Consider the following 20,192-nt stretch of genomic DNA (forward strand, 5'->3'; position numbering starts at 1 on the left):
CCACACACATGAACGCACCCACACCGCTTTCGTTGCTCGCCACCGCCACCGACGATGCGCCACGTTTGCGCGAGATTCCCTACAACTACACCTCCTTCTCGGATCGTGAAATCGTGCTGCGCCTGCTCGGCGAGCGCGCCTGGGGCCTGCTGGACGAACTGAGGGGTGAGCGTCGCACGGGCCGCTCCGCCCGCATGCTGTACGAGGTGTTGGGTGACATCTGGGTGGTGCAGCGCAACCCCTACCTGCAGGACGACCTGCTCGACAGCCCCAAGCGCCGCCAGCAGCTGGTGGACGCCCTGCACCACCGGCTGGCCGAGGTGCAGAAGCGCCGCACGCCACAGGACGACGCGGTGCGCGATGGCCTGGTGGCCGAGTTGCTCACGGCGGCCCGCGCGGCGGTCGATCAGTTCTCCCGCTCGTTCCAGGACATGGCCGCGCTGCGCCAGCGCGCCACCAAGGCGCTGCGCCGGCTGACGGCCAAGGACAACATCAAGTTCGACGGCCTGTCGCGCGTCTCGCACGTGACCGACGCGACCGACTGGCGCGTGGAATACCCCTTCGTGGTGCTCACGCCCGACACCGAAGCCGAAATGGCCTTGCTGGTCAAGGGCTGCTACGAGCTCGGGCTGACCATCATCCCGCGAGGGGGCGGCACCGGCTACACGGGCGGCGCGATTCCGCTGACCTGGAAGAGCGCGGTGATCAACACCGAGAAGCTCGAAGCCATGACCGAGGTGGAGTGGGTCAAGGTGCCCGGGCACGACAAGCCGTTGCCCACCATCTGGACCGAAGCCGGCGTCGTGACCCAGCGCGTGTCCGACGCCGCCGACCGCGCGGGCCACGTGTTCGCGGTGGACCCGACCTCGGCCGAGGCCTCGTGCATCGGCGGCAACATCGCCATGAACGCGGGCGGCAAGAAGGCCGTGCTGTGGGGCACGGCGCTGGACAACCTGGTGTCGTGGCGCATGGTCACACCGCAGGCCCAGTGGCTGGAAGTCACCCGGCTGGACCACAACCTGGGCAAGATCCATGACGCCGAGGTCGCCACCTTCGGGCTGCAGTACTTCGAGGCCGACGGCAAGACCCCGGTGCGCAGCGAGCAGCTGGTGATCCCGGGCAAGACCTTCCGCAAGGAAGGCCTGGGCAAGGACGTGACCGACAAGTTCCTCAGCGGTCTGCCGGGCATCCAGAAGGAGGGCTGCGATGGCCTGATCACCAGCGCGCGCTGGGTGGTGCACCGCATGCCCGACCACGTGCGCACGGTCTGCCTGGAGTTCTTCGGCAATCCCAAGGACTGCGTGCCGTCCATCGTGGACATCAAGGACTTCATGTTCGCCGAGATGAAGCGCCCGGGCGGCGCCATCCTGGCCGGCCTGGAGCACCTCGACGACCGTTACCTCAAGGCCGTGGGTTACGCCACCAAGAGCAAGCGCGGCACCTTGCCCAAGATGGTGCTGATCGGCGACATCGTGGGCGACGACGCCGATGCCGTGGCGCGCGCCACCAGCGAAGTGATCCGCATGGCGAATTCGCGCAGCGGCGAGGGCTTCGTGGCCATCAGCGCCGAGGCGCGCAAGAAGTTCTGGCTGGACCGCAAGCGCACGGCGGCCATCAGCCGGCACACCAACGCCTTCAAGATCAACGAAGACGTGGTGATCCCGCTGCCGCGCATGGGCGAGTACACCGAAGGCATCGAACGCATCAACATCGAGCTGTCGCTGCGCAACAAGATCAAGCTGGCCGACGCGCTCGAAGCCTTCTTCGCCAAGGGCAACCTGCCGCTGGGCAAGACCGACGACGCCAGCGACATCCCCAGCGCGGAACTGCTGGAAGACCGCGTGCAGCAGGCCCTGGCCCTGGTGCGCGAAGTGCGCGCGCTCTGGGCGGGCTGGCTGAGCGACGTGGACGCGCTGTTCCCGCAGCTGCAGGACCACCGCCTGCGCGCGAGCTGGAAGACGCAGATCCGCGCGCCGCTGCAGGCCATCTTCTCCGGCGCGGCGTTCGGCCCCTTGCTGGCCGAATGCACCACCATCCACCAGCGCGTGCTCAAGGGCCGCGTGTGGGTGGCGCTGCACATGCATGCCGGTGACGGCAACGTGCACACCAACATCCCGGTCAACAGCGACGACTACGAGATGCTGCAGACCGCGCACGAGGCCGTGGCGCGCATCATGGTGCTCGCGCGCCAGCTCGACGGCGTGATCTCGGGCGAACACGGCATCGGCATCACCAAGCTGGAATTCCTGACCGACGAGGAGCTGCAACCCTTCGCGGACTACAAGCAACGCGTCGACCCCGAGGGCCGCTTCAACAAGGGCAAGCTGCTGCGCCAGGGTCCGGTGGGCGACGCCAGCCTGCGCAGCGCCGACCTGTCCAACGCCTACACGCCCAGCTTCGGCCTGATGGGGCACGAATCGATCATCATGCAGCGCAGCGAGATCGGCGCCATCGCCGACAGCGTCAAGGACTGCCTGCGCTGCGGCAAGTGCAAGCCGGTGTGCGCCACGCACGTGCCGCGCGCCAACCTGCTCTATTCGCCGCGCAACAAGATCCTGGCGACCTCGCTGCTGGTCGAGGCTTTCCTGTACGAAGAGCAGACCCGCCGCGGCATCAGCATCAAGCACTGGGAAGAGTTCGAGGACGTGGCCGACCACTGCACGGTGTGCCACAAGTGCCTGAGCCCCTGCCCGGTCAAGATCGACTTCGGCGACGTGACCATGAACATGCGCAACCTGCTGCGCAAGATGGGCCAGAAGAGCTTCCGGCCCGGCAACGCGGCGGCCATGTTCTTCCTGAACGCGACCAACCCCGAGACCATCAAGTTCGTGCGCGGCGCCATGGTGGGCGCGGGCTTCAAGGCCCAGCGCCTGGCCAACGACCTGCTCCAGCGCCTCGCGCGCAAGCAGACCGGCGCGCCCCCAGCCACCCTGGGCCCCGCGCCGATCAAGGAGCAGGTGATCCACTTCATCAACAAGAAGATGCCGGGTGGCCTGCCCAAGAAGACCGCCCGCGCCTTGCTGGACATCGAAGACAAGGATTACGTGCCCATCATCCGCAACCCCTCGGCCACCACGGCCGAGACGGAGGCGGTGTTCTACTTCCCGGGCTGTGGTTCGGAGCGCCTGTTCTCGCAGGTGGGCCTGGCCAACACAGGCCATGCTCTGGCATGCCGGCGTGCAGACGGTGTTGCCCCCGGGCTACCTGTGCTGTGGGTACCCGCAGCGCGGCAGCGGCCAGTTCGACAAGGCCGAGAAGATGATCACCGACAACCGGGTGCTGTTCCACCGGGTCGCCAACACGCTCAACTACCTGGACATCAAGACCGTGGTGGTGAGCTGCGGCACCTGCTACGACCAGCTGCAGGGTTACGAGTTCGACCAGATCTTCCCGGGCTGCCGCATCATCGACATCCACGAATACCTGCTGGAAAAGGGCATCACCTTGCCGGCCGGACAGGGCGGTTACCTGTACCACGACCCCTGCCACACGCCGATGAAGCTGCAGGACCCGATGAAGACGGTCAAGGCGCTGGTGGGCGACAACGTGGTGGAGAGCAAGCGTTGTTGCGGCGAATCGGGCACGTTGGGCGTGACCCGGCCCGACATTTCCACCCAGGTCCGCTTCCGCAAGGAAGAGGAAATCCAGAAGGGCGAGGCCGCGCTGCGCGCCGCCGGCACCGTGGGCGCGAACGACAACGTCAAGATCCTCACCTCGTGCCCGAGCTGCCTGCAAGGCCTGAGCCGCTATGGCGACGACCTCAAGTCCGGCCTGCTGGAAGCCGATTACATCGTGGTGGAGATGGCGCGCCAGATCCTGGGCGAAGAATGGCTGCCCGAGTACGCTGCGCGAAGGCCAACGAAGGCGGCATCGAGCGCGTGCTCGTCTGACCCGCCCGACAACGGAGACTTTCATGGCTGGCCTCGACAAGAACACCCCCTCGCCGCAGTCGATCACCCTGCACCAGCAGTCGCGGGTGCTGGAAATCGGCTTTTCCGACGGCCGCGAATTCAAGATCCCGTTCGAGCTGATGCGGGTCTATTCCCCTTCGGCCGAGGTGCAGGGCCATGGCAAGGGCCAGGAGGTGCTGCAGACCGGCAAGCGCGAGGTCGGCGTCGTGGCGCTGGAGCCGGTCGGCAACTACGCGGTGCAGCCCACCTTCTCCGACGGCCACAGCTCGGGCATCTTCTCCTGGGACTACCTGTATTTTCTGGGTTCGAAGCAGGCCGACCTGTGGGCCGAGTACCTGGAACGTCTGCAGGCCGCCGGCGTGGAGCGCGACGCCCCCATGCCGGACAAGGGCGGCCACGCCTGCGGCAGCCACTGAAGCGAGGAAATTCCACCATGGCCTCCACCCATTTCGGTTTCAAGACCGTCGACGAAGGCGAGAAGGCGCAGCGCGTGCGCAGCGTGTTCGACTCGGTCGCGCCCAAGTACGACGTGATGAACGACCTCATGTCGGCCGGGCTGCACCGCCTCTGGAAGCGCTACACCATCACCGTGGCGCAACCCGCAGCCGGGCCAGCAGGTGCTCGACATCGCTGGTGGCACCGGCGACCTCTCGCTGGCGTTTGCCCGCAAGGTGGGCCCCACCGGCCGCGTGGTGCACACCGACATCAACGAAGCCATGCTGCGCGAGGGCCGCTCGCGCCTGCTGGACCTGGGCGTGGTGCTGCCCACCATGGTGTGCGACGCCGAGAAACTGCCGTTCGCCAACGAGTCGTTCGATTTTGTTTCAGTGGCTTTCGGCCTGCGCAACATGACGCACAAGGAACTTGCACTGGCCGAAATGCATCGGACCCTCAAGCCGGGGGGCAAATTGCTGGTGCTGGAGTTTTCCCGGGTGGCGAAACCGCTCGAGAAGGCTTATGACTGGTATTCGTTCAATGTGCTGCCCAAGTTGGGCAAGCTGGTGGCCAACGACGAGAGCAGCTACCGCTACCTCGCGGAGTCCATCCGCATGCACCCGGGGCAGGAAGAGTTGCGGCAGATGATGCGCACAGCCGGATTCGGCCATGTGGACGTGCACAACCTCAGCGCCGGGGTGGTGGCGTTGCACATGGGCATCAAGTGTTGAATGGTTTTTCAGGTTTTCTGTTGTTTGAAGGAGGCAAAAGCATGAACAAGTTGTGGTCGGTGTTGCTGGTGTTCGCGATGGCGCTGGGCACCCAGGATGTGTGGGCCAAGCGCATGGGCGGTGGCGCGTCGTTCGGCAAGCAGTCGGGCAACGTGACGCAGCGCAGCAGCGCGCCGCCGTCCCAGCAGGCCGCGCCGCAGCAGGCGCCTGCCCAGAATGCGGCGGCGGCGGCCCGTCCGGCCACCGCCAATCCGGCCGCCGCCGCCGCGGCGCCCAAGCGCCCCTGGGGCGCCATGCTCGGGGGCCTGGCCGCCGGCCTGGGCCTGGCCTGGCTGGCCTCTTCTCTGGGCCTGGGCGAAGCCTTTCGCCAGATCCTGCTGTTCGCCCTGCTGGCGATGGTGGTCATGGCGGTGATCGGCATGGTGATGCGCCGCCGCGCGCCTGCGGCGGCTGCTCCGGGTGGCATGGCCTACCAGGGCGCCGGCCCGGCCGGCCAGTCGCAGTACGACCCGGCCACGCCGCGCAGCTACAGCCCGCAGAACGTCGGCAACGACGCCTCGGCCCGGCCCTGGGAGCGCAGCGGCCCGGCCGCGCTGGACCACTCCCACCGCCCCGTCGGCGGTTCCATGATCGGTTCGGCGCTCGGCGGCAGCCAGAGCTGGGGCGTTCCCGCCGGTTTTGATGCCGAGGGCTTCCTCAAGGCCTCCAAAGCCAACTTCGTGAGCCTGCAGGATGCCTGGGACCGTTCCGACATCCCCGCGCTGCGCGCGATGATGACCGACGACATGCTCCAGCAGATCCGCGGCCAGCTGGCCGAGCGCGAGCAGGCCCGGAGTGGCGCCAACAAGACCGAGGTCGTCATGCTGGACGCGCAGTTGCTCGGCATCGAGGAACTGCAGGGCGAGTACATGGCCAGTGTCGAATTCTCCGGTCTCATCCGCGAGGAAGCGTCCGCCGGTCCCAACCCGTTCCGCGAAGTCTGGAACATCACCCGCCCGAAGAACGGCCCGGGTGGCTGGCTGGTGGCGGGCGTGCAAGCGCTGCAGTGACGCCGCAGGGGCTGCCTCGCCAGCCCGGCTGATGCACGCTGACGCCGTGCCTCGCGCTTTATCCGTCAAAATCGGGTGGTCATGAAAAATGAACCACCCGATTCTTCTTCCGGGGCCGGTGCGGCCGCCGCCCCCTTGAGCTTCCTGCAATCGCTGCTCGGCGCGATCCGCCCGCCCGAATGGGTGGTGGACGAATTGCAGAACCGCGTGGTGCTGTTCCTCAACCACGTGCTGATGCAGGAAAAAGCGGCCCAGGACCGCCTGCGCCGCCAGAAGGGCAAACCCGTGCGCATCCAGTGGGGCGATTTCCACCTCACGCTCGCACCCAGCGCCGCCGGCCTGCTGGAGCGCTGTGCACCCGATGCGACGCCCGAACTGAGCGTCACGCTCACCCAGCGCTCGCCGCTGGCGTTGGCCCAGAGCGTGCTCGCCGGCCAGAAACCGGGCGTGGACATCCAGGGCGACGTGCAACTCGCCGCCGAGGTGGCCTGGCTGGTGGACAACGTGCGCTGGGACGTGGAGGAAGACCTTTCCCGCATCGTCGGTGACGCCACTGCCCACACGCTGGCGCGCTTCGCTCAGTCGGCGGCCCAGGCCGTCAAGGCCTTCGTGGAGCGCCTGCCAGCCGGCCGTGCGCCGCGCGCGGCCGCCGGTGGCGATGCGTCGGTGCCTCCGCGCGCCGACGGAACCGCGGCATGAGCCGGCTCTTCCGCGGCGCCTTCATCGTCTGGGTGGTGTTGCGCTACGGCCTGGACGAGCTGGTGCTCTCCAGCTTCGAGCGCCCGGCCATTCGCCTGCTCACCCGCATCGTCTCCATCGGCCGCAACCTGGACGCGCCGCGCGGTGCCCGCCTGCGCGAGGCCCTGGAGCGCCTGGGCCCGATCTTCGTGAAGTTCGGCCAGGTGCTGTCGACGCGGCGCGACCTGCTGCCGCCCGACATCGCCGACGAACTCGCGCGCCTGCAGGACCGGGTGCCGCCGTTCCCCAGCGAAGTTGCGGTCGCCAGCATCGAGCGCGCCTTCGGCAAACCGCTGTCCTCGGTGTTCTCGCATTTCGAACAGGTGCCGGTGGCCAGCGCCTCCGTGGCCCAGGTGCATTTCGCCACCCTGCTGGACGGCCGCCACGGTGGGCGCGAGGTCGCGGTGAAGGTGCTGCGCCCGAACATGCGCCCGGTGATCGACAAGGACCTCAGCCTCATGCGCATGATGGCCGGCTGGGTCGAGCGGCTGTCGGCCGACGGCAAGCGCCTCAAGCCGCGCGAGGTGGTCGCCGAGTTCGACAAATACCTGCACGACGAGCTGGACCTGCTGCGCGAAGCCGCCAACGCAGCCCAACTGCGCCGCAACATGCAGGGGCTGGACCTGGTGCTGATCCCGGAAATGCTCTGGGACTACTGCCACACCGAGGTGATGGTGATGGAGCGCATGCACGGCACCCCCATCAACCGGGTCGAGGAGCTGCGGGCCCTGGGCGTGGACATTCCCAAGCTCGCGCGCGACGGTGTCACCATTTTCTTCACCCAGGTGTTCCGCGACGGCTTCTTCCACGCCGACATGCACCCGGGCAACATCCAGGTCAGCACCGCCCCGGCCACCTTCGGGCGCTACATCTCGCTCGATTTCGGCATCGTGGGCACGCTCACCGAGTTCGACAAGGAATACCTGGCGCAGAACTTCACCGCCTTCTTCCGGCGCGACTACAAGCGCGTGGCCGAGCTGCACATCGAATCGGGCTGGGTGCCCGCCGAAACGCGGGTGGACGAGCTCGAATCGGCCATCCGCGCGGTGTGCGAACCCTATTTCGACCGTCCGCTGAAGGAAATCTCGCTCGGCATGGTGCTGATGCGGCTGTTCCAGACCTCGCGCCGCTTCCACGTGGAAATCCAGCCCCAGCTCGTGCTGCTGCAGAAAACCCTGCTCAACATCGAGGGCCTCGGGCGCCAGCTCGACCCCGAACTCGACCTCTGGAGCACGGCCAAGCCGTTCCTGGAGAAATGGATGGTGGAGCAGGTCGGCCCGCAGAAGCTGCTGCAGCAACTCAAGGCCGAGGCGCCGCAGTACGCCAAGCTGCTGCCGGCGCTGCCGCGCCTGCTGCACGACTACCTGCAGCACAAGCCACACGAACTGCGGCGCGAACTCGACACCCTGGTGGCCGAGCAACGCCGCACCAACCGCCTGCTGCAGAGCATCATCTACGGCGGCGTCGGCTTCGTGCTGGGCCTGATCGTCATGCAGGTGCTGGTGCGGGTCCGGCTCTGGTAGGTGGGGGCCGCCGGGCGCCGACGCCCGGCGCACGCGGGACACACCCTCAATTTATAATGACGGGTTTTGTTCCACGTCCCGCACGGGAACGTCCGGCGCCCTCCGGGGTCCGATTCCCCGAGGCGCTCCAGCCCTCATTCCGGTCCACGCCATGCCTATCTATGCCTACAAGTGCGAGTCCTGCGGCCATGCCAAGGACGTGCTGCAGAAAATCTCCGACGATCCGCTCACTGTCTGCCCGGCCTGCGGCCAGGCCAGCTTCAAGAAGCAGCTGACGGCGGCCGGTTTCCAGCTCAAGGGCTCGGGTTGGTACGTGACCGACTTCCGCGAAGGCAACAAGCCCGCCACCACGACCGCGCCCGCCACGGCCGGCGACGCCGCGGCCCCCGCACCGGCCAAGGCCGATGCCTCCGCCGCCCCGGCACCGGCCGCCGCGCCCGCGCCGGCAACGGCGCCCGCCAGCCCGCCCGCGTCCTCCACCTGAGCCTGTCCTGATGCCTTCCTTGCGCAAATGGCTGCTCTCGGGCCTGCTGGTCCTGGTGCCCCTGATCATCACCCTCTGGGTGCTGGAGTGGGTGGTGAGCACGCTCGACCAGACCTTGCGCATCCTGCCCACGAGCTGGCAGCCCGATCAGCTGCTGGGGGTGCACATCCCGGGCCTGGGCGTGCTGTTCGCCCTGGTCGTCGTGCTGTCCATCGGCGCGCTGGCGTCCAACATCATCGGCAACAAGCTGGTGAGCTGGTGGCACGCCATGCTGCACCGCATCCCGGTGGTGCGCTCGATCTATTCGGGCGTCAAGCAGGTCTCCGACACGCTGTTCTCCGAGAAGGGCAACGCCTTTCGCAAGGCCATGCTGGTGCAATGGCCGCACGAAGGCATGTGGACCATCGCGTTTCTCACCGGCTCCCCTGCGGGCGACGTCCTGACCCACCTCCAATCCATGCCCGGCGGCGCCGAGCACGATGAGTTCTTCAGCGTGTACGTGCCCACCACGCCCAACCCCACGGGTGGCTACTTCGTGATGGTGCGCAAGAGCGCCTGCGTGGAGCTGCAGATGAGCGTGGACGAAGCGCTCACCTACGTCGTCTCCATGGGCGTGATCGTGCCCGGCGGGCCGAAGAACCCGCACTTCAAGGTGGCCGCCGATGGCGCCATCACCGAAGCCTCCTGAATGTTCTCCCGCGGGCCTGTCCGCGAACCTGTTGAAAGAAGAGTCGAAATGGCGATGCGTACCCACTATTGCGGTCTGGTGACCGAAGCCCAACTGGGCCAAACCGTTCAGCTGTGCGGCTGGGTCAACCGCCGCCGCGACCACGGTGGCGTGATCTTCATCGACCTGCGCGACCGCGAAGGCTATGTGCAGGTGGTCTGCGACCCCGATCGCGCCGAGATGTTCAAGACCGCCGAGGACGTGCGCAACGAGTTCTGTGTGCAGGTCACCGGCGTGGTGCGCGCGCGCCCCGCGGGCACCACCAACGACAAGCTCAAGAGCGGCCAGATCGAGGTGCTGTGCCACGAACTGAAGGTGCTCAACGCCTCGGTGACGCCGCCGTTCCAGCTCGACGACGAGAACCTGTCGGAGACCACGCGCCTCACGCACCGCGTGCTCGACCTGCGCCGCCCCTACATGCAGAACAACCTGATGCTGCGCTACCGCGTGGCGATGGAAGTGCGCAAGTTCCTCGACGCCAACGGTTTCATCGACATCGAAACCCCGATGCTGACCAAGAGCACGCCCGAAGGCGCGCGCGACTATCTCGTGCCCAGCCGCGTGCACGACGGCCACTTCTTCGCGTTGCCGCAATCGCCCCAGCTGTTCAAACAGCTGCTGATGGTGGCCGGCTTCGACCGCTACTACCAGATCACCAAGTGCTTCCGCGACGAAGACCTGCGTGCCGACCGCCAGCCCGAGTTCACCCAGATCGATATCGAAACCTCGTTCCTGACCGAGGAAGACATCCGTGACATGTTCCAGGGCATGATCAAGACGGTGTTCCAGAACACGCTGGGCGTGGACCTGGGCGAGTTCCCCATCATGGCCTACAGCGAAGCCATGCATCGCTTCGGCTCCGACAAGCCCGACCTGCGCGTGAAGCTGGAGTTCACCGAACTCACCGACGTGATGGGCGACGTGGACTTCAAGGTCTTCTCGGCACCCGCCACCATGAAGGGTGGTCGCGTGGTCGCGCTGTGCGTGCGCGGCGGCGCCGACATGAGCCGCAGCGAGATCGACGCCTACACCGAGTTCGTGAAGATCTACGGCGCCAAGGGCCTGGCCTGGATCAAGGTCAACGACGCCGCCCAGGGCCGCGATGGCCTGCAGAGCCCGATCGTGAAGAACCTGCACGACAAGGCCGTGGCCGACATCCTCTCGCGCACCGGCGCGCAGAACGGCGACATCATCTTCTTCGGCGCCGACAAGGCCAAGGTGGTCAACGACGCCATCGGCGCGCTGCGCCTGAAGATCGGTCACAGCGAACTGGGCAAGAAGAATGGCCTGTTCGAAGACCGCTGGGCGCCCATGTGGGTGGTGGACTTCCCGATGTTCGAGCACGACGAGGAAGCCGACCGCTGGACCGCGGTGCACCACCCCTTCACCGCGCCGAAGGACGGCCACGAGGACTGGATGGTGACCGCGCCCGAGAAGTGCATCGCCAAGGGCTACGACATGGTGCTCAACGGCTGGGAGATCGGCGGCGGTTCCGTCCGCATCCACACCGCGGCCGTGCAGCAGAAGGTGTTCGACGCGCTCAAGATCACGCCCGAGGAAGCCCAGCTCAAGTTCGGCTTCCTGCTGGACGCGCTGCAGTACGGCGCGCCGCCCCACGGCGGCCTGGCCTTCGGCCTGGACCGCATCGTCACCCTCATGACCGGTGCCGAGTCCATCCGCGACGTGATCGCCTTCCCCAAGACCCAGCGCGCCCAGTGCCTGCTGACCCAGGCCCCCAGCCCGGTGGACGAGAAGCAACTGCGCGAGCTGCACATCCGTCTGCGCAACGTGGACCTGGCGAAATCCGCCTGACGAGCCTGTCTGTAGGACACCTCCGAAAGGGGCGCCGAGTGCGCCCCTTTTTCTTGTATCAATGCGCTGATTGCAGTGATCTGCCTTCAAACATCGCCATTCCTTCGGGGTAACATGGCCTTTTGAAAAGGAGTCCCTCATGCCCAAGATTCGTACGACCGCCCTCGATGGCAAGGACAAGCTCGTGGCCGACCTCCAGCGCGTGATCACCGACGCCGAAGAACTGATGCAGGCCACGGCCCACCAGACCGAAGGCAAGGTGGTGGAACTGCGCGACCGCATCAACGAGAACCTGCGCGACGCCCGCCACAAGTTGGCGGATGCCGAGGAGGCCATCAAGGAAAAGACGTTGGAGATGGCCCGCGCCACCGACGACTACGTGCACGAAAACCCCTGGTCCGCGATCGGCGCCGCCGCCGGTGTGGGCCTGCTGGTCGGCCTGCTCATCAGCCGCCGCTGATCGGGGCCGCCCGCGCCATCGCCGACGCCGCAGCGTTTTTCGTCGTCTCTCCGGGGACTGGCCTCCACGGTCCTGGAACTGGTGCAGATCCGGCTGGAGCTGTTCAGCATCGAAGCCCAGGAAGAGGTGCTGCGCGTCGGCGCGCTGCTGGTCTATGGCGCCGTGGCCGTGGCCTTCCTCAGCCTGGGCGTGGTGCTGCTGGCGCTGCTGATCACCGTGGCCCTTTCGGGACACCCACCGCCTGTTGGCGCTGGGCATCTTCACCGGGCTGTTCCTCGTCACCGGCGGCGTGGCCGCCTGGCTGGCGCGGGAGCGCGTGCGCTCCGGCACCTACCTGTTCTCGGCCAGCGTCGAGGAACTCAGGCAGGACCGTGAGGGTCTGCGCGCCGCCAAGGAGGACGCTTGAACCCGCGTGCGGTCGTGCTGGCGATGCGGCGGGAGCGGCTGGTGCTGCGCTCGCAGCAGCTTCGTCGGCAGATCACCACCGAGTTGCAGGCGGTGCAGCCCGCGCTGACCTGGGTGGACCGCCTGCAGGACGCCCTGCTGTGGTTGCGCGGCAACCCCTTGATCGCCACCGCCGGCAGCCTGCTGCTGGCCGTGTGGCGCCCGCGCCGTGCGGCCAGCTTCGGCATGCGGCTGTGGTCGGCCTGGAAGTTCGTGCAGGGCCTTCGCGGGGTCGGCGCGAAACCGCCGTCCCCACGGCGCTGAACCCACCTGTTCGTCCCGTGAAGATTCCGCAATCGGTGCTGGTGGTGATTCACACCCCGGCGCTGGAGGTGTTGCTGATCGAGCGCGCCGATGCGCCCGGTTTCTGGCAATCGGTCACCGGCTCCAAGGACACCGAGGCCGAGGGCTTCGAGGCCACGGCGGCGCGCGAGGTGCAGGAAGAGACCGGCCTTGATGCCCATGCGCCCGGCCAAGTGCTGAGCGACTGGGGGCTGGAAAACGTGTACGAGATCTACCCGCAGTGGCGGCACCGCTACGCGCCGGGCGTCACGCACAACACCGAGCACCTGTTCGGCCTGTGCATTCCCCGCGCGGTGCCGGTGCGGCTGAGCCCACGCGAACACCGCAACCAGGTGTGGCTGCCCTGGGCGCAGGCTGCCGAACGCTGCTTCTCGCCATCCAACGCCGAAGCGATCGCCTGGCTGCCCCGCCTTGGTGGCATGATTTGCCCATGAGCATCGTCAGGATCGCGACCTACAACATCCACAAGGGTGTGCAAGGCCTCGGGCCAGGGCGCCGGCTGGAGATCCACAACATCGCCCACGCGGTGGAACAGTTCGACGCCGACATCGTGTGCCTGCAGGAGGTGCGGCGCCACAACCGCAAGCTCGAAAAACACTTCACCCGCTGGCCCGAGCTCGATCAGGCGGGTTACCTCTCCCCCGAAGGCTACGAATCGGTCTACCGGACCAACGCGATCACGCGCCACGGCGAACACGGCAATGCGCTGCTCTCGCGCTGGCCGGTGATCGACACCAAACACTCCGACGTGTCGGACCACCGTTTCGAGCAGCGCGGCCTGCTGCACGTGCAGCTGCTGGTCGAGGGCGTCGATGTGCACGTGGTGGTGGTGCACCTGGGGCTGATCCACGCCAGCCGCGAGCGCCAGGTGCAGCGCCTGGGCGAGTACATCGCCACCGCCGTGCCGCCGAGCGCGCCGCTGGTGGTGGCGGGCGACTTCAACGACTGGGGCGCGCAGCTGCTGCGGCCCATGGCGGCCCTGGATCTGCGCACCTTCGAGGGCATCCGCCTGGCCACATACCCGTCGCGCCTGCCGCTGCTGCACCTGGACCGCATCTTCGCGCGCGGCCTGCGGCCGGTCTCGGCCCACGTGCCGCACGGCCGGGTGTGGTCGCGCATGTCGGACCACCTGCCCCTGATCGCCGAGCTCGAACTGTGAGCGCGGCACCCCTTCGTTCCGCGAGCGCGCGGCACGCGCCCATGCGAAGGGGCCACCAGCTGCTGTTGCTGCAGGGCGGCGTGGAGTTCTTCCCCGCCCTGATCGAAGCGATGGACGCGGCGCGCATGGTGGTGCATCTGGAGACCTACATCTTCGAGTTCGCCGGCTCGGCCCTGGGCGTGGCCGAGGCCCTGGAGCGCGCGGCGCGGCGCGGCGTGGTGGTGCGCCTGCTCATCGACGGCGTGGGCACGCCCGTGGTGCCCCAGGAGTGGCAGCGCCGCTTCGCCGAAGCCGGCGTGGTGATGCGCATCTACGCCCCGCTGGGCCGGCTCGGCCTGCTGGTGCCGCGCAACTGGCGCCGCCTGCACCGCAAGCTCTGCGTGGTCGACGGCGTGGTGGGCTTCTGCGGCGGCATCAACATCATCGACGACCAGGACGACGTGGCGCTCGGCCGCCTGACCGCGCCCCGGCTGGACTTCGCGCTGCGCGTGGCCGGCCCGCTGGTGGAGGACATGGTCGACACCATGGAACAGCTCTGGTGGCGCACCCTGGCCGCGCGGCGCGTGCGCCAGCGCGAGTTCAAGGCCGCGTGGGACGCGCTGCGGGCCTCGCGCCCGGTGGGCGATTTCTCCCGTCTGCTGCAGAAGATCGAAGCCCTGGCCGAGGCCCAGGAGGATGCCAGGGTGGAAGGCCCTTACGGCGAATCCGCGCCGTCGCCGCTGGGGGTGGACGGCGCGCGCGCCACGCTGCTGCTGCGCGACAACGTGACCCACCGGCACGACATCGAGCGCGCCTACCTGAAGGCCATCGGCGAGGCGCGCCAGGAGGTGGTGATCGCCAACGCCTATTTCATTCCCGGGCGCAAGCTGCGCCGCGCGCTCACGATGGCCGCCGCGCGCGGCGTGCGCGTGCGCCTGCTGCTGCAGGGGCGCTACGAGCATTTCCTGCAGTACCGCGCGGCGCGCCCGGTGTACCAGCGGCTGGTGAACGCGGGCATCGAGATCCACGAGTACGCGCCCAGCGCGCTGCACGCCAAGGTGGCGGTGGTGGACCGGCGCTGGTCCACCGTGGGTTCCACCAACCTCGATCCGCTGTCCATGCTGCTGGCGCGCGAGGCCAACGTGATGACCAACGACCGCCGCTTCTCCGGCCTGCTGCACAGCTACCTCGATGGTCTGGTGCAGCACACCGGCCAGTTGCTCGACACGGGCGCCCTGAATCGGCGCCCCTGGGTGCAGCGGCAGCTCGACCGAGTCGCCTTCGCTGTCATGCGGATCACGTTGTTCGTGACGGGCCACCGCTACTAGAGCCAGCCACATGCCCGACGACCTGATCGTCCAGCGCCCCGAAGGGCTGTATTGCCCGCCCGGCGACTTCTACATCGATCCCTGGCGCCGCGTGGAGCGCGCCGTCATCACCCACGCCCATGCCGACCACGCGCGCACCGGCCACGCGCACTACCTGGCCACGGCGGTGTCCGAAGGCCTGCTGCGCGCGCGGCTGGGGGCTGACATCCACCTTCAAGGGCTTGCCTACGGCGAGACGGTGGAGCACCACGGCGTGCGCATCTCTCTGCACCCGGCCGGCCACGTGCTGGGTTCGGCGCAAGTGAGGGTGGAGCACCAGGGGCGCGTGTGGGCTGCGCAGCGGCGACTACCGCACCACGCCGGCCGGCGCCGTGCCCGACCGCACCTGCGCGCCCTTCGAACCGGTGCGCTGCGACGTCTTCATCACCGAGTCCACCTTCGGCCTGCCGATCTACCGCTGGCGCTCCGATGCCGAGCTGTTCGGCGAGATCAACCGCTGGTGGCAGGACAACGCCGAGACCGGCCGGGCCAGCGTGCTCTCCTGCTACAGCCTGGGCAAGGCGCAGCGCATCCTGGCCGGGGTGGACGCGTCCATCGGTCCCATCGTGTGCCATGGCGCGGTCGAACCGCTGAACCGCGCCTACCGCGCCGCCGGCGTTGCGCTGCCCGACACGCTGCAGGTGAGCGACGTGAGCGACCCCGCCACCTTCCGCCGCGCGCTGGTGCTGTGCCCGGGCTCCGCCCTGGGCACGCCCTGGATCAAGCGCTTCGGCGATTTCTCCGACGCCTTCGCCAGTGGCTGGATGCAGGTGCGCGGCTGGCGGCGGCGCGGTGGCCTGGACCGCGGCTTCGTGCTCAGCGACCATGCCGACTGGCCCGGCCTGCTCAGCGCCATCGGCGCCAGCGGGGCCGAGCGGGTCATCGTCACGCACGGCAGCGTGCCGGTGCTGGTGCGTTACCTGCAGGAGCAGGGCCTGCAGGCCGAGAGCTTCGACACCGAGTACGGCGACGAGACCGAGGCCACCGGCGCATGAAACGCTTCGCGGCCCTGTTCAACGAGTTGGACGCGACCACCGCGACCAACGCCAAGGTCGCCGCGCTGCGCCGTTACCTGGCCGAGGTGGACGACGCCGACGCGGCCTGGGCGGTGTACTTCCTGGCCGGCGGGAAGCCGCGCCAGCTCATCAAGACGGCGCAATTGCGCGCGCAGGCGATCGCCGCCTCGGGCCTGCCGGAGTGGTTGTTCGAGGCCAGCTACCAGGCGGTGGGCGATCTGGCCGAGACCATCGCGCTGGTGTTGCCCCTGCCGCCACAGGCCGAAGGCATGCAGACCCGGTTGAGCGAGTGGATGGAAGAGCGGCTGCTGCCCCTGCGCGGGCAAGGGGACGAGGCCGTGGCCATGGCCCTGGGCGCCTGGTGGCGCGAGCTCGACGCCGCGGGGCGTTTCCTGCTCGTCAAGCTGGTGGGCGGAGGCTTTCGCGTCGGCGTGAGCAAGCTGCTGGTGCAGCGCGCGATCGCCGCGCACGCCGGGCTGGACGCCAAGCTGGTGGCCGCGCGCATGATGGGCTTCACCGACAGCAAACGCTCGCCCACGCCCGCGCTGTACCGCGCGCTGGTGGCGCCGGCCGAGCCGGCAGGCGAGGCGCGGGGCGGGCGCGACCCGAGCCAGCCCTATCCGTTCTTCCTGGCCAGTCCGTTGAACGCGGAGGCGGACGGCGATCTCCTGGCCATGGAGATCGCGAGCGCGGGCACGGCCCAGACCATGGAGGCCCGCCTGGGCCCCGCGAGCGACTGGCTGGCCGAGTGGAAGTTCGACGGCATCCGGGGCCAGATCGTCAAACGCGCCGGGCAGGTGTGGGTGTGGTCGCGCGGTGAGGAACTGATGAGCGAGCGCTTCCCCGAGCTGCAGGCGCTCGCGCAGCGCTGGCCGGACGGCACCGTGCTGGACGGCGAAATCCTGGTCTGGGACGACGGCGACCCGGTCACGCCCCGACTACCCGGCAGCGAGAGACCGGGCGGCCCCGCACCCTTCGCCCTGCTGCAGCAGCGCATCGGCCGCAAGACCCTGGGCCCCAAGGTGCTGGCCGAGGCGCCGGTCGGTTTCATGGCCTACGACCTGCTCGAGGCCGGCCACGACGACCTGCGCCAGGTGCCGCAGCACGAACGCCGCCTGCGCCTGGAAGCCCTGGCCGCCACGCTCAACGCCACGCCGGGCCCGCGCCTGTGGCTCTCGCCCCGGGTCCCGGGCGGGGACTGGGCCACGCTGGCCCGCTGGCGCGCGCAGGCGCGGACGCTCGACGTGGAGGGCCTGATGCTCAAGCACCGCGACAGCGCCTACGGCACCGGCCGGCAGAAACGCGGCGACGGCCCGGGTCTGCTGGCGTGGTGGAAATGGAAGATCGATCCGCTGACGATCGATGGCGTGCTGATCTACGCCCAGGCCGGCCACGGCCGCCGCGCCTCGGTCTACACCGACTACACCTTCGCGGTGTGGAACCGTCCCCCGGTGGACGCCGCCGAGGCGCAGGCGGTGGTCGAGGCGATCGCGCAGCGCCGCCCGGCCGATCCCGAGGGCCTGCAGCTGGTGGCCTTCACCAAGGCCTATTCGGGCCTGACCGACGAGGAGTTCAAAGCGGTCGATGCGGTGATCCGCCAGAACACGCTGGAGAAGTTCGGCCCGGTGCGCAGCGTGCGGCCCACGCTGGTGTTCGAGCTGGCGTTCGAGGGCATCGCACGCAGTTCGCGCCACAAGAGCGGCGTGGCGCTGCGCTTTCCGCGCATGCAGCGCATCCGCGACGACAAGCCGCTGCACGAGGCCAACACCCTGCAAGACCTCGAGCAACTGCTGGCCAGCAAGGCCGGCTGAGGCCCGGCGCCCAATGCCCCCAGGCCGGGTACCCCCGGGAGGTCCGGTGTTAGCATGCCCCAATGCTGACGAAAACCGCATCCGACATGACCCCCGCAGCCCCCCCTGACGACGACCACGGCGTGCCCGTTTCCGTCAAGATCCGCGAGCGCGTGAAGGCCGCGCGCCAGCGTTTCCACTCCAACGACAACATCGCCGAGTTCATCCAGCCCGGCGAGCTGGAGAAGCTGCTCGACGAAGTGACCGAGAAGATGCAGGGCGTGCTCGATGCCATGGTCATCGACACCGAGAACGACCACAACACCGGCGACACCGCGCGCCGCGTGCGCAAGATGTACCTCAAGGAGGTGTTCAACGGCCGTTACGTGAAGGCCCCGAGCATCACCGAGTTCCCCAACGCCGAGCACCTCAACGAGCTGATGATCGTCGGCCCGATCACCGTGCGCAGCGCCTGCAGCCACCACTTTTGCCCGGTCATCGGCAAGATCTGGATCGGCGTGATGCCCAACGAGCACACCAACGTGATCGGCCTGTCCAAGTACGCGCGCCTGGCCGAGTGGATCATGGGCCGCCCGCAGATCCAGGAAGAGGCCGTGGTGCAGCTGGCCGACCTGATCCAGGAAAAGACCCAGCCCGACGGCCTGGCGCTGGTGATGGAAGCCAGCCACTACTGCATGGCCTGGCGCGGCGTGAAGGACATGAACAGCAAGATGATCAACTCGGTCATGCGCGGCGTGTTCCTCAAGGACCCCAACCTGCGCCGCGAATTCCTCGCCCTCATCCCCCGTCAATCCTGAGGCCCATCATGCTGGTACGCCTGCTCTACGTCAGCCGCGCTGTCGACAAGGACTGCGCCAAAGCCATCGAATCCATCCTGGAGTCGTCGCGCTCGCACAACCTGGGCAACGGCATCACCGGTGTGCTCTGCTACGGCGGCGGCGTGTTCCTGCAGGCCATCGAGGGCGGCCGCAACGCGGTGAACGGCCTCTACAGCCACATCGTGGCCGACCCGCGCCACACCGAGGTGGTGCTGCTGCACTACGAAGAGATCACCGAGCGCCGCTTCGGTGGCTGGACCATGGGCCAGGTCAACCTCTCCAAGCTCAACACCTCCATCGTGCTGAAGTACTCCGAACGCCCTGAGTTCGACCCCTACGCCGTCTCGGGTCGGGTGTCGCTGGCTCTTCTCGAAGAGTTGATGGCCACAGCCAGCATCATCGGCAGAGCTTGAGGATCTCCCCCCTGCGCCGCTGCGCGGCTTCCCCCCTCCGTGGCGCGCCTTCGGCGCTTCGAGGGGGGACGGCACCTTGGGCCGGCGAAGCCGGACCCTCGGCGCCCCTTGAGTTTGATTTCTCCACTGCATGTCGCTGAACGCGTTCTGTCTCATCGTGCTGGCCGGCCTGATCCACGCCGGCTGGAACATCGTCGCCAAGAAGGCCGCGGGCGACGCGCGCTTCGCCTTCTTCAACGCCTTCCTCATGATGCTGGTCTGGGCGCCGCTGGGCTGGTGGCTGGGCCGCGAGGAGGTGCCGCGCTGGGGCGCGACCGAATGGGGTTTCGTGGTCGCCAGCGGCGTGCTGCACGTCTTCTACTACGTGATCCTGTTGCGCGGCTACCGCAAGGCGGATCTCACCGTGGTCTACCCGATGGCGCGCGGCTCGGGGCCGCTGCTGTCTTCGCTGGTGGCGATCGTGTTTCTGGGCGAGCGCATTTCGGCGCTGGGCGCCCTGGGCATCGCGGGGGTGGTGGGCGGTGTGTTCCTGATCGCCGGCGGCCCGGGCCTGCTGCGCGCCGCGCACGATCCGGTGGCGCGCCGCCGCGTGCACAAGGGCATGGTCTACGGCGTGCTCACGGGCGTGTTCATCGCGGCCTACACGGTGGTGGACGGCTACGCGGTCAAGATGCTGCTGATGTCGCCCATCCTGATCGACTACATGGGCAACTTCGTGCGCCTGGGCCTGCTCGCCCCCGCCGTGCTGCGCGACCTGCCCACCGCGCGGCAGCTGTGGCGCGTGCAGTGGCGCTACGCGCTGCTGGTGGCCGTGGTCAGCCCCATCGCCTATGTGCTGGTGCTCTACGCCATGCGCGAGGCGCCGCTGTCGCATGTGGCGCCCGCGCGCGAGGTGTCCATGCTGTTCGCGGCGCTGATCGGTGCGCACCTGCTGGGCGAGGGCGACCGCGCGGCGCGCATCCTCGGCGCCCTGTGCATCGCCGCCGGCGTGACCGCGCTGGCCCTGGGTTGA

Annotated in this window: 17 protein-coding genes and 4 pseudogenes; all 21 read left to right on the plus strand. The window is 68.3% G+C overall.

Translation table 11 applies throughout. The features are described from left to right. Positions 1-8 precede the first annotated feature (8 nt). The 21 genes and pseudogenes from ACFJI0_RS03005 (at position 9) to ACFJI0_RS03105 (ending at position 20,192) form a co-directional block, all read left to right on the plus strand. A pseudogene (locus tag ACFJI0_RS03005) lies at positions 9-3,890 on the plus strand (DUF3683 domain-containing protein). 23 nt (positions 3,891-3,913) lie between these two features. Further along, a complete protein-coding gene (locus ACFJI0_RS03010) occupies positions 3,914-4,327 on the plus strand; it encodes a gamma-butyrobetaine hydroxylase-like domain-containing protein (RefSeq protein WP_382323384.1) in 414 nt (137 codons plus the stop codon). Between the two features lie 17 nt (positions 4,328-4,344). Further along, positions 4,345-5,077: pseudogene (ubiE, locus tag ACFJI0_RS03015) on the plus strand (bifunctional demethylmenaquinone methyltransferase/2-methoxy-6-polyprenyl-1,4-benzoquinol methylase UbiE). A gap of 41 nt (positions 5,078-5,118) precedes the next feature. Continuing rightward, positions 5,119-6,126: a Tim44 domain-containing protein gene (locus ACFJI0_RS03020; protein ID WP_382323385.1), complete on the plus strand. Its 1,008-nt coding sequence runs from the start codon at positions 5,119-5,121 to the stop codon at positions 6,124-6,126. Between the two features lie 81 nt (positions 6,127-6,207). Next, positions 6,208-6,825, plus strand: a complete 618-nt coding sequence (locus tag ACFJI0_RS03025; protein ID WP_382323386.1) for a hypothetical protein — start codon at positions 6,208-6,210, stop codon at positions 6,823-6,825. Beyond that, on the plus strand, positions 6,822-8,387 hold the full coding sequence (gene ubiB, locus ACFJI0_RS03030; protein WP_382161270.1) for a ubiquinone biosynthesis regulatory protein kinase UbiB: 1,566 nt from the start codon (positions 6,822-6,824) through the stop codon (positions 8,385-8,387). The genes ACFJI0_RS03025 and ubiB overlap by 4 nt, the downstream gene beginning before the upstream one ends. 151 nt (positions 8,388-8,538) lie before the next feature. After that, entirely contained in the window at positions 8,539-8,871 is a 333-nt protein-coding gene (locus tag ACFJI0_RS03035) for an FmdB family zinc ribbon protein (protein WP_382161267.1), read from the plus strand. Between the two features lie 10 nt (positions 8,872-8,881). After that, positions 8,882-9,559, plus strand: coding sequence for a DUF502 domain-containing protein (locus ACFJI0_RS03040; RefSeq protein ID WP_382161264.1), 678 nt, complete (start codon positions 8,882-8,884; stop codon positions 9,557-9,559). A 48-nt stretch (positions 9,560-9,607) separates the two neighbouring features. Further along, the gene (aspS, locus tag ACFJI0_RS03045; RefSeq protein WP_382161261.1) at positions 9,608-11,410 is read left to right on the plus strand and encodes an aspartate--tRNA ligase; all 1,803 of its coding nucleotides are present in this window, start codon (positions 9,608-9,610) and stop codon (positions 11,408-11,410) included. Between the two features lie 139 nt (positions 11,411-11,549). Continuing rightward, the gene (locus ACFJI0_RS03050; protein WP_382323387.1) at positions 11,550-11,870 is read left to right on the plus strand and encodes a YqjD family protein; all 321 of its coding nucleotides are present in this window, start codon (positions 11,550-11,552) and stop codon (positions 11,868-11,870) included. Between the two features lie 81 nt (positions 11,871-11,951). Then, a pseudogene (locus tag ACFJI0_RS03055) lies at positions 11,952-12,038 on the plus strand (hypothetical protein); the annotation flags it as partial. 121 nt (positions 12,039-12,159) lie between these two features. Beyond that, positions 12,160-12,276 carry a hypothetical protein gene (locus ACFJI0_RS03060; RefSeq protein ID WP_382323388.1) on the plus strand — a complete coding sequence of 39 codons (117 nt, stop codon included), beginning with the start codon at positions 12,160-12,162 and terminating at the stop codon, positions 12,274-12,276. Continuing rightward, positions 12,273-12,578 (plus strand): YqjK family protein, encoded by a 306-nt coding sequence (locus tag ACFJI0_RS03065; protein WP_382323389.1) that lies wholly within the window; start codon positions 12,273-12,275, stop codon positions 12,576-12,578. The genes ACFJI0_RS03060 and ACFJI0_RS03065 overlap by 4 nt, the downstream gene beginning before the upstream one ends. A gap of 17 nt (positions 12,579-12,595) precedes the next feature. After that, complete coding sequence (nudB, locus tag ACFJI0_RS03070) at positions 12,596-13,051, plus strand: dihydroneopterin triphosphate diphosphatase (RefSeq protein ID WP_382323390.1); 456 nt, start codon at positions 12,596-12,598, stop codon at positions 13,049-13,051. Next, complete coding sequence (locus ACFJI0_RS03075; RefSeq protein ID WP_291114956.1) at positions 13,048-13,776, plus strand: endonuclease/exonuclease/phosphatase family protein; 729 nt, start codon at positions 13,048-13,050, stop codon at positions 13,774-13,776. The genes nudB and ACFJI0_RS03075 overlap by 4 nt, the downstream gene beginning before the upstream one ends. Before the next feature lie 41 nt (positions 13,777-13,817). Next, positions 13,818-15,083 carry a cardiolipin synthase ClsB gene (gene clsB, locus ACFJI0_RS03080; RefSeq protein ID WP_382323391.1) on the plus strand — a complete coding sequence of 422 codons (1,266 nt, stop codon included), beginning with the start codon at positions 13,818-13,820 and terminating at the stop codon, positions 15,081-15,083. Positions 15,084-15,093: 10 nt separating this feature from the next. Further along, a pseudogene (locus ACFJI0_RS03085) lies at positions 15,094-16,117 on the plus strand (ligase-associated DNA damage response exonuclease). Then, positions 16,114-17,949: an ATP-dependent DNA ligase gene (locus ACFJI0_RS03090; RefSeq protein WP_382323392.1), complete on the plus strand. Its 1,836-nt coding sequence runs from the start codon at positions 16,114-16,116 to the stop codon at positions 17,947-17,949. The pseudogene ACFJI0_RS03085 and the gene ACFJI0_RS03090 overlap by 4 nt, the downstream one beginning before the upstream one ends. Before the next feature lie 62 nt (positions 17,950-18,011). Further along, complete coding sequence (folE, locus tag ACFJI0_RS03095; RefSeq protein ID WP_382323393.1) at positions 18,012-18,746, plus strand: GTP cyclohydrolase I; 735 nt, start codon at positions 18,012-18,014, stop codon at positions 18,744-18,746. A gap of 8 nt (positions 18,747-18,754) precedes the next feature. Then, positions 18,755-19,180, plus strand: coding sequence for a BLUF domain-containing protein (locus ACFJI0_RS03100; protein ID WP_382161236.1), 426 nt, complete (start codon positions 18,755-18,757; stop codon positions 19,178-19,180). 130 nt (positions 19,181-19,310) lie between these two features. Then, positions 19,311-20,192 (plus strand): EamA family transporter, encoded by an 882-nt coding sequence (locus ACFJI0_RS03105; RefSeq protein WP_382323394.1) that lies wholly within the window; start codon positions 19,311-19,313, stop codon positions 20,190-20,192.

This window comes from Hydrogenophaga sp. UC242_53, assembly GCF_042696965.1.
Lineage (GTDB): Bacteria > Pseudomonadota > Gammaproteobacteria > Burkholderiales > Burkholderiaceae_C > Hydrogenophaga.

Excerpts from the sequence above, each read along its gene's own strand:
- clsB (WP_382323391.1), top strand. The coding sequence starts at position 13,818 with ATGCGAAGGGGCCACCAGCTGCTGTTGCTGCAGGGCGGCGTGGAGTTC.
- ACFJI0_RS03090 (WP_382323392.1), top strand. The coding sequence starts at position 16,114 with ATGAAACGCTTCGCGGCCCTGTTCAACGAGTTGGACGCGACCACCGCG.
- ACFJI0_RS03035 (WP_382161267.1), top strand. The coding sequence starts at position 8,539 with ATGCCTATCTATGCCTACAAGTGCGAGTCCTGCGGCCATGCCAAGGAC.
- ubiB (WP_382161270.1), top strand. The coding sequence starts at position 6,822 with ATGAGCCGGCTCTTCCGCGGCGCCTTCATCGTCTGGGTGGTGTTGCGC.
- ACFJI0_RS03050 (WP_382323387.1), top strand. The coding sequence starts at position 11,550 with ATGCCCAAGATTCGTACGACCGCCCTCGATGGCAAGGACAAGCTCGTG.
- ACFJI0_RS03075 (WP_291114956.1), top strand. The coding sequence starts at position 13,048 with ATGAGCATCGTCAGGATCGCGACCTACAACATCCACAAGGGTGTGCAA.
- ACFJI0_RS03010 (WP_382323384.1), top strand. The coding sequence starts at position 3,914 with ATGGCTGGCCTCGACAAGAACACCCCCTCGCCGCAGTCGATCACCCTG.
- ACFJI0_RS03105 (WP_382323394.1), top strand. The coding sequence starts at position 19,311 with ATGTCGCTGAACGCGTTCTGTCTCATCGTGCTGGCCGGCCTGATCCAC.
- ACFJI0_RS03040 (WP_382161264.1), top strand. The coding sequence starts at position 8,882 with ATGCCTTCCTTGCGCAAATGGCTGCTCTCGGGCCTGCTGGTCCTGGTG.
- ACFJI0_RS03100 (WP_382161236.1), top strand. The coding sequence starts at position 18,755 with ATGCTGGTACGCCTGCTCTACGTCAGCCGCGCTGTCGACAAGGACTGC.
- folE (WP_382323393.1), top strand. The coding sequence starts at position 18,012 with ATGCTGACGAAAACCGCATCCGACATGACCCCCGCAGCCCCCCCTGAC.
- ACFJI0_RS03025 (WP_382323386.1), top strand. The coding sequence starts at position 6,208 with ATGAAAAATGAACCACCCGATTCTTCTTCCGGGGCCGGTGCGGCCGCC.
- aspS (WP_382161261.1), top strand. The coding sequence starts at position 9,608 with ATGGCGATGCGTACCCACTATTGCGGTCTGGTGACCGAAGCCCAACTG.
- ACFJI0_RS03020 (WP_382323385.1), top strand. The coding sequence starts at position 5,119 with ATGAACAAGTTGTGGTCGGTGTTGCTGGTGTTCGCGATGGCGCTGGGC.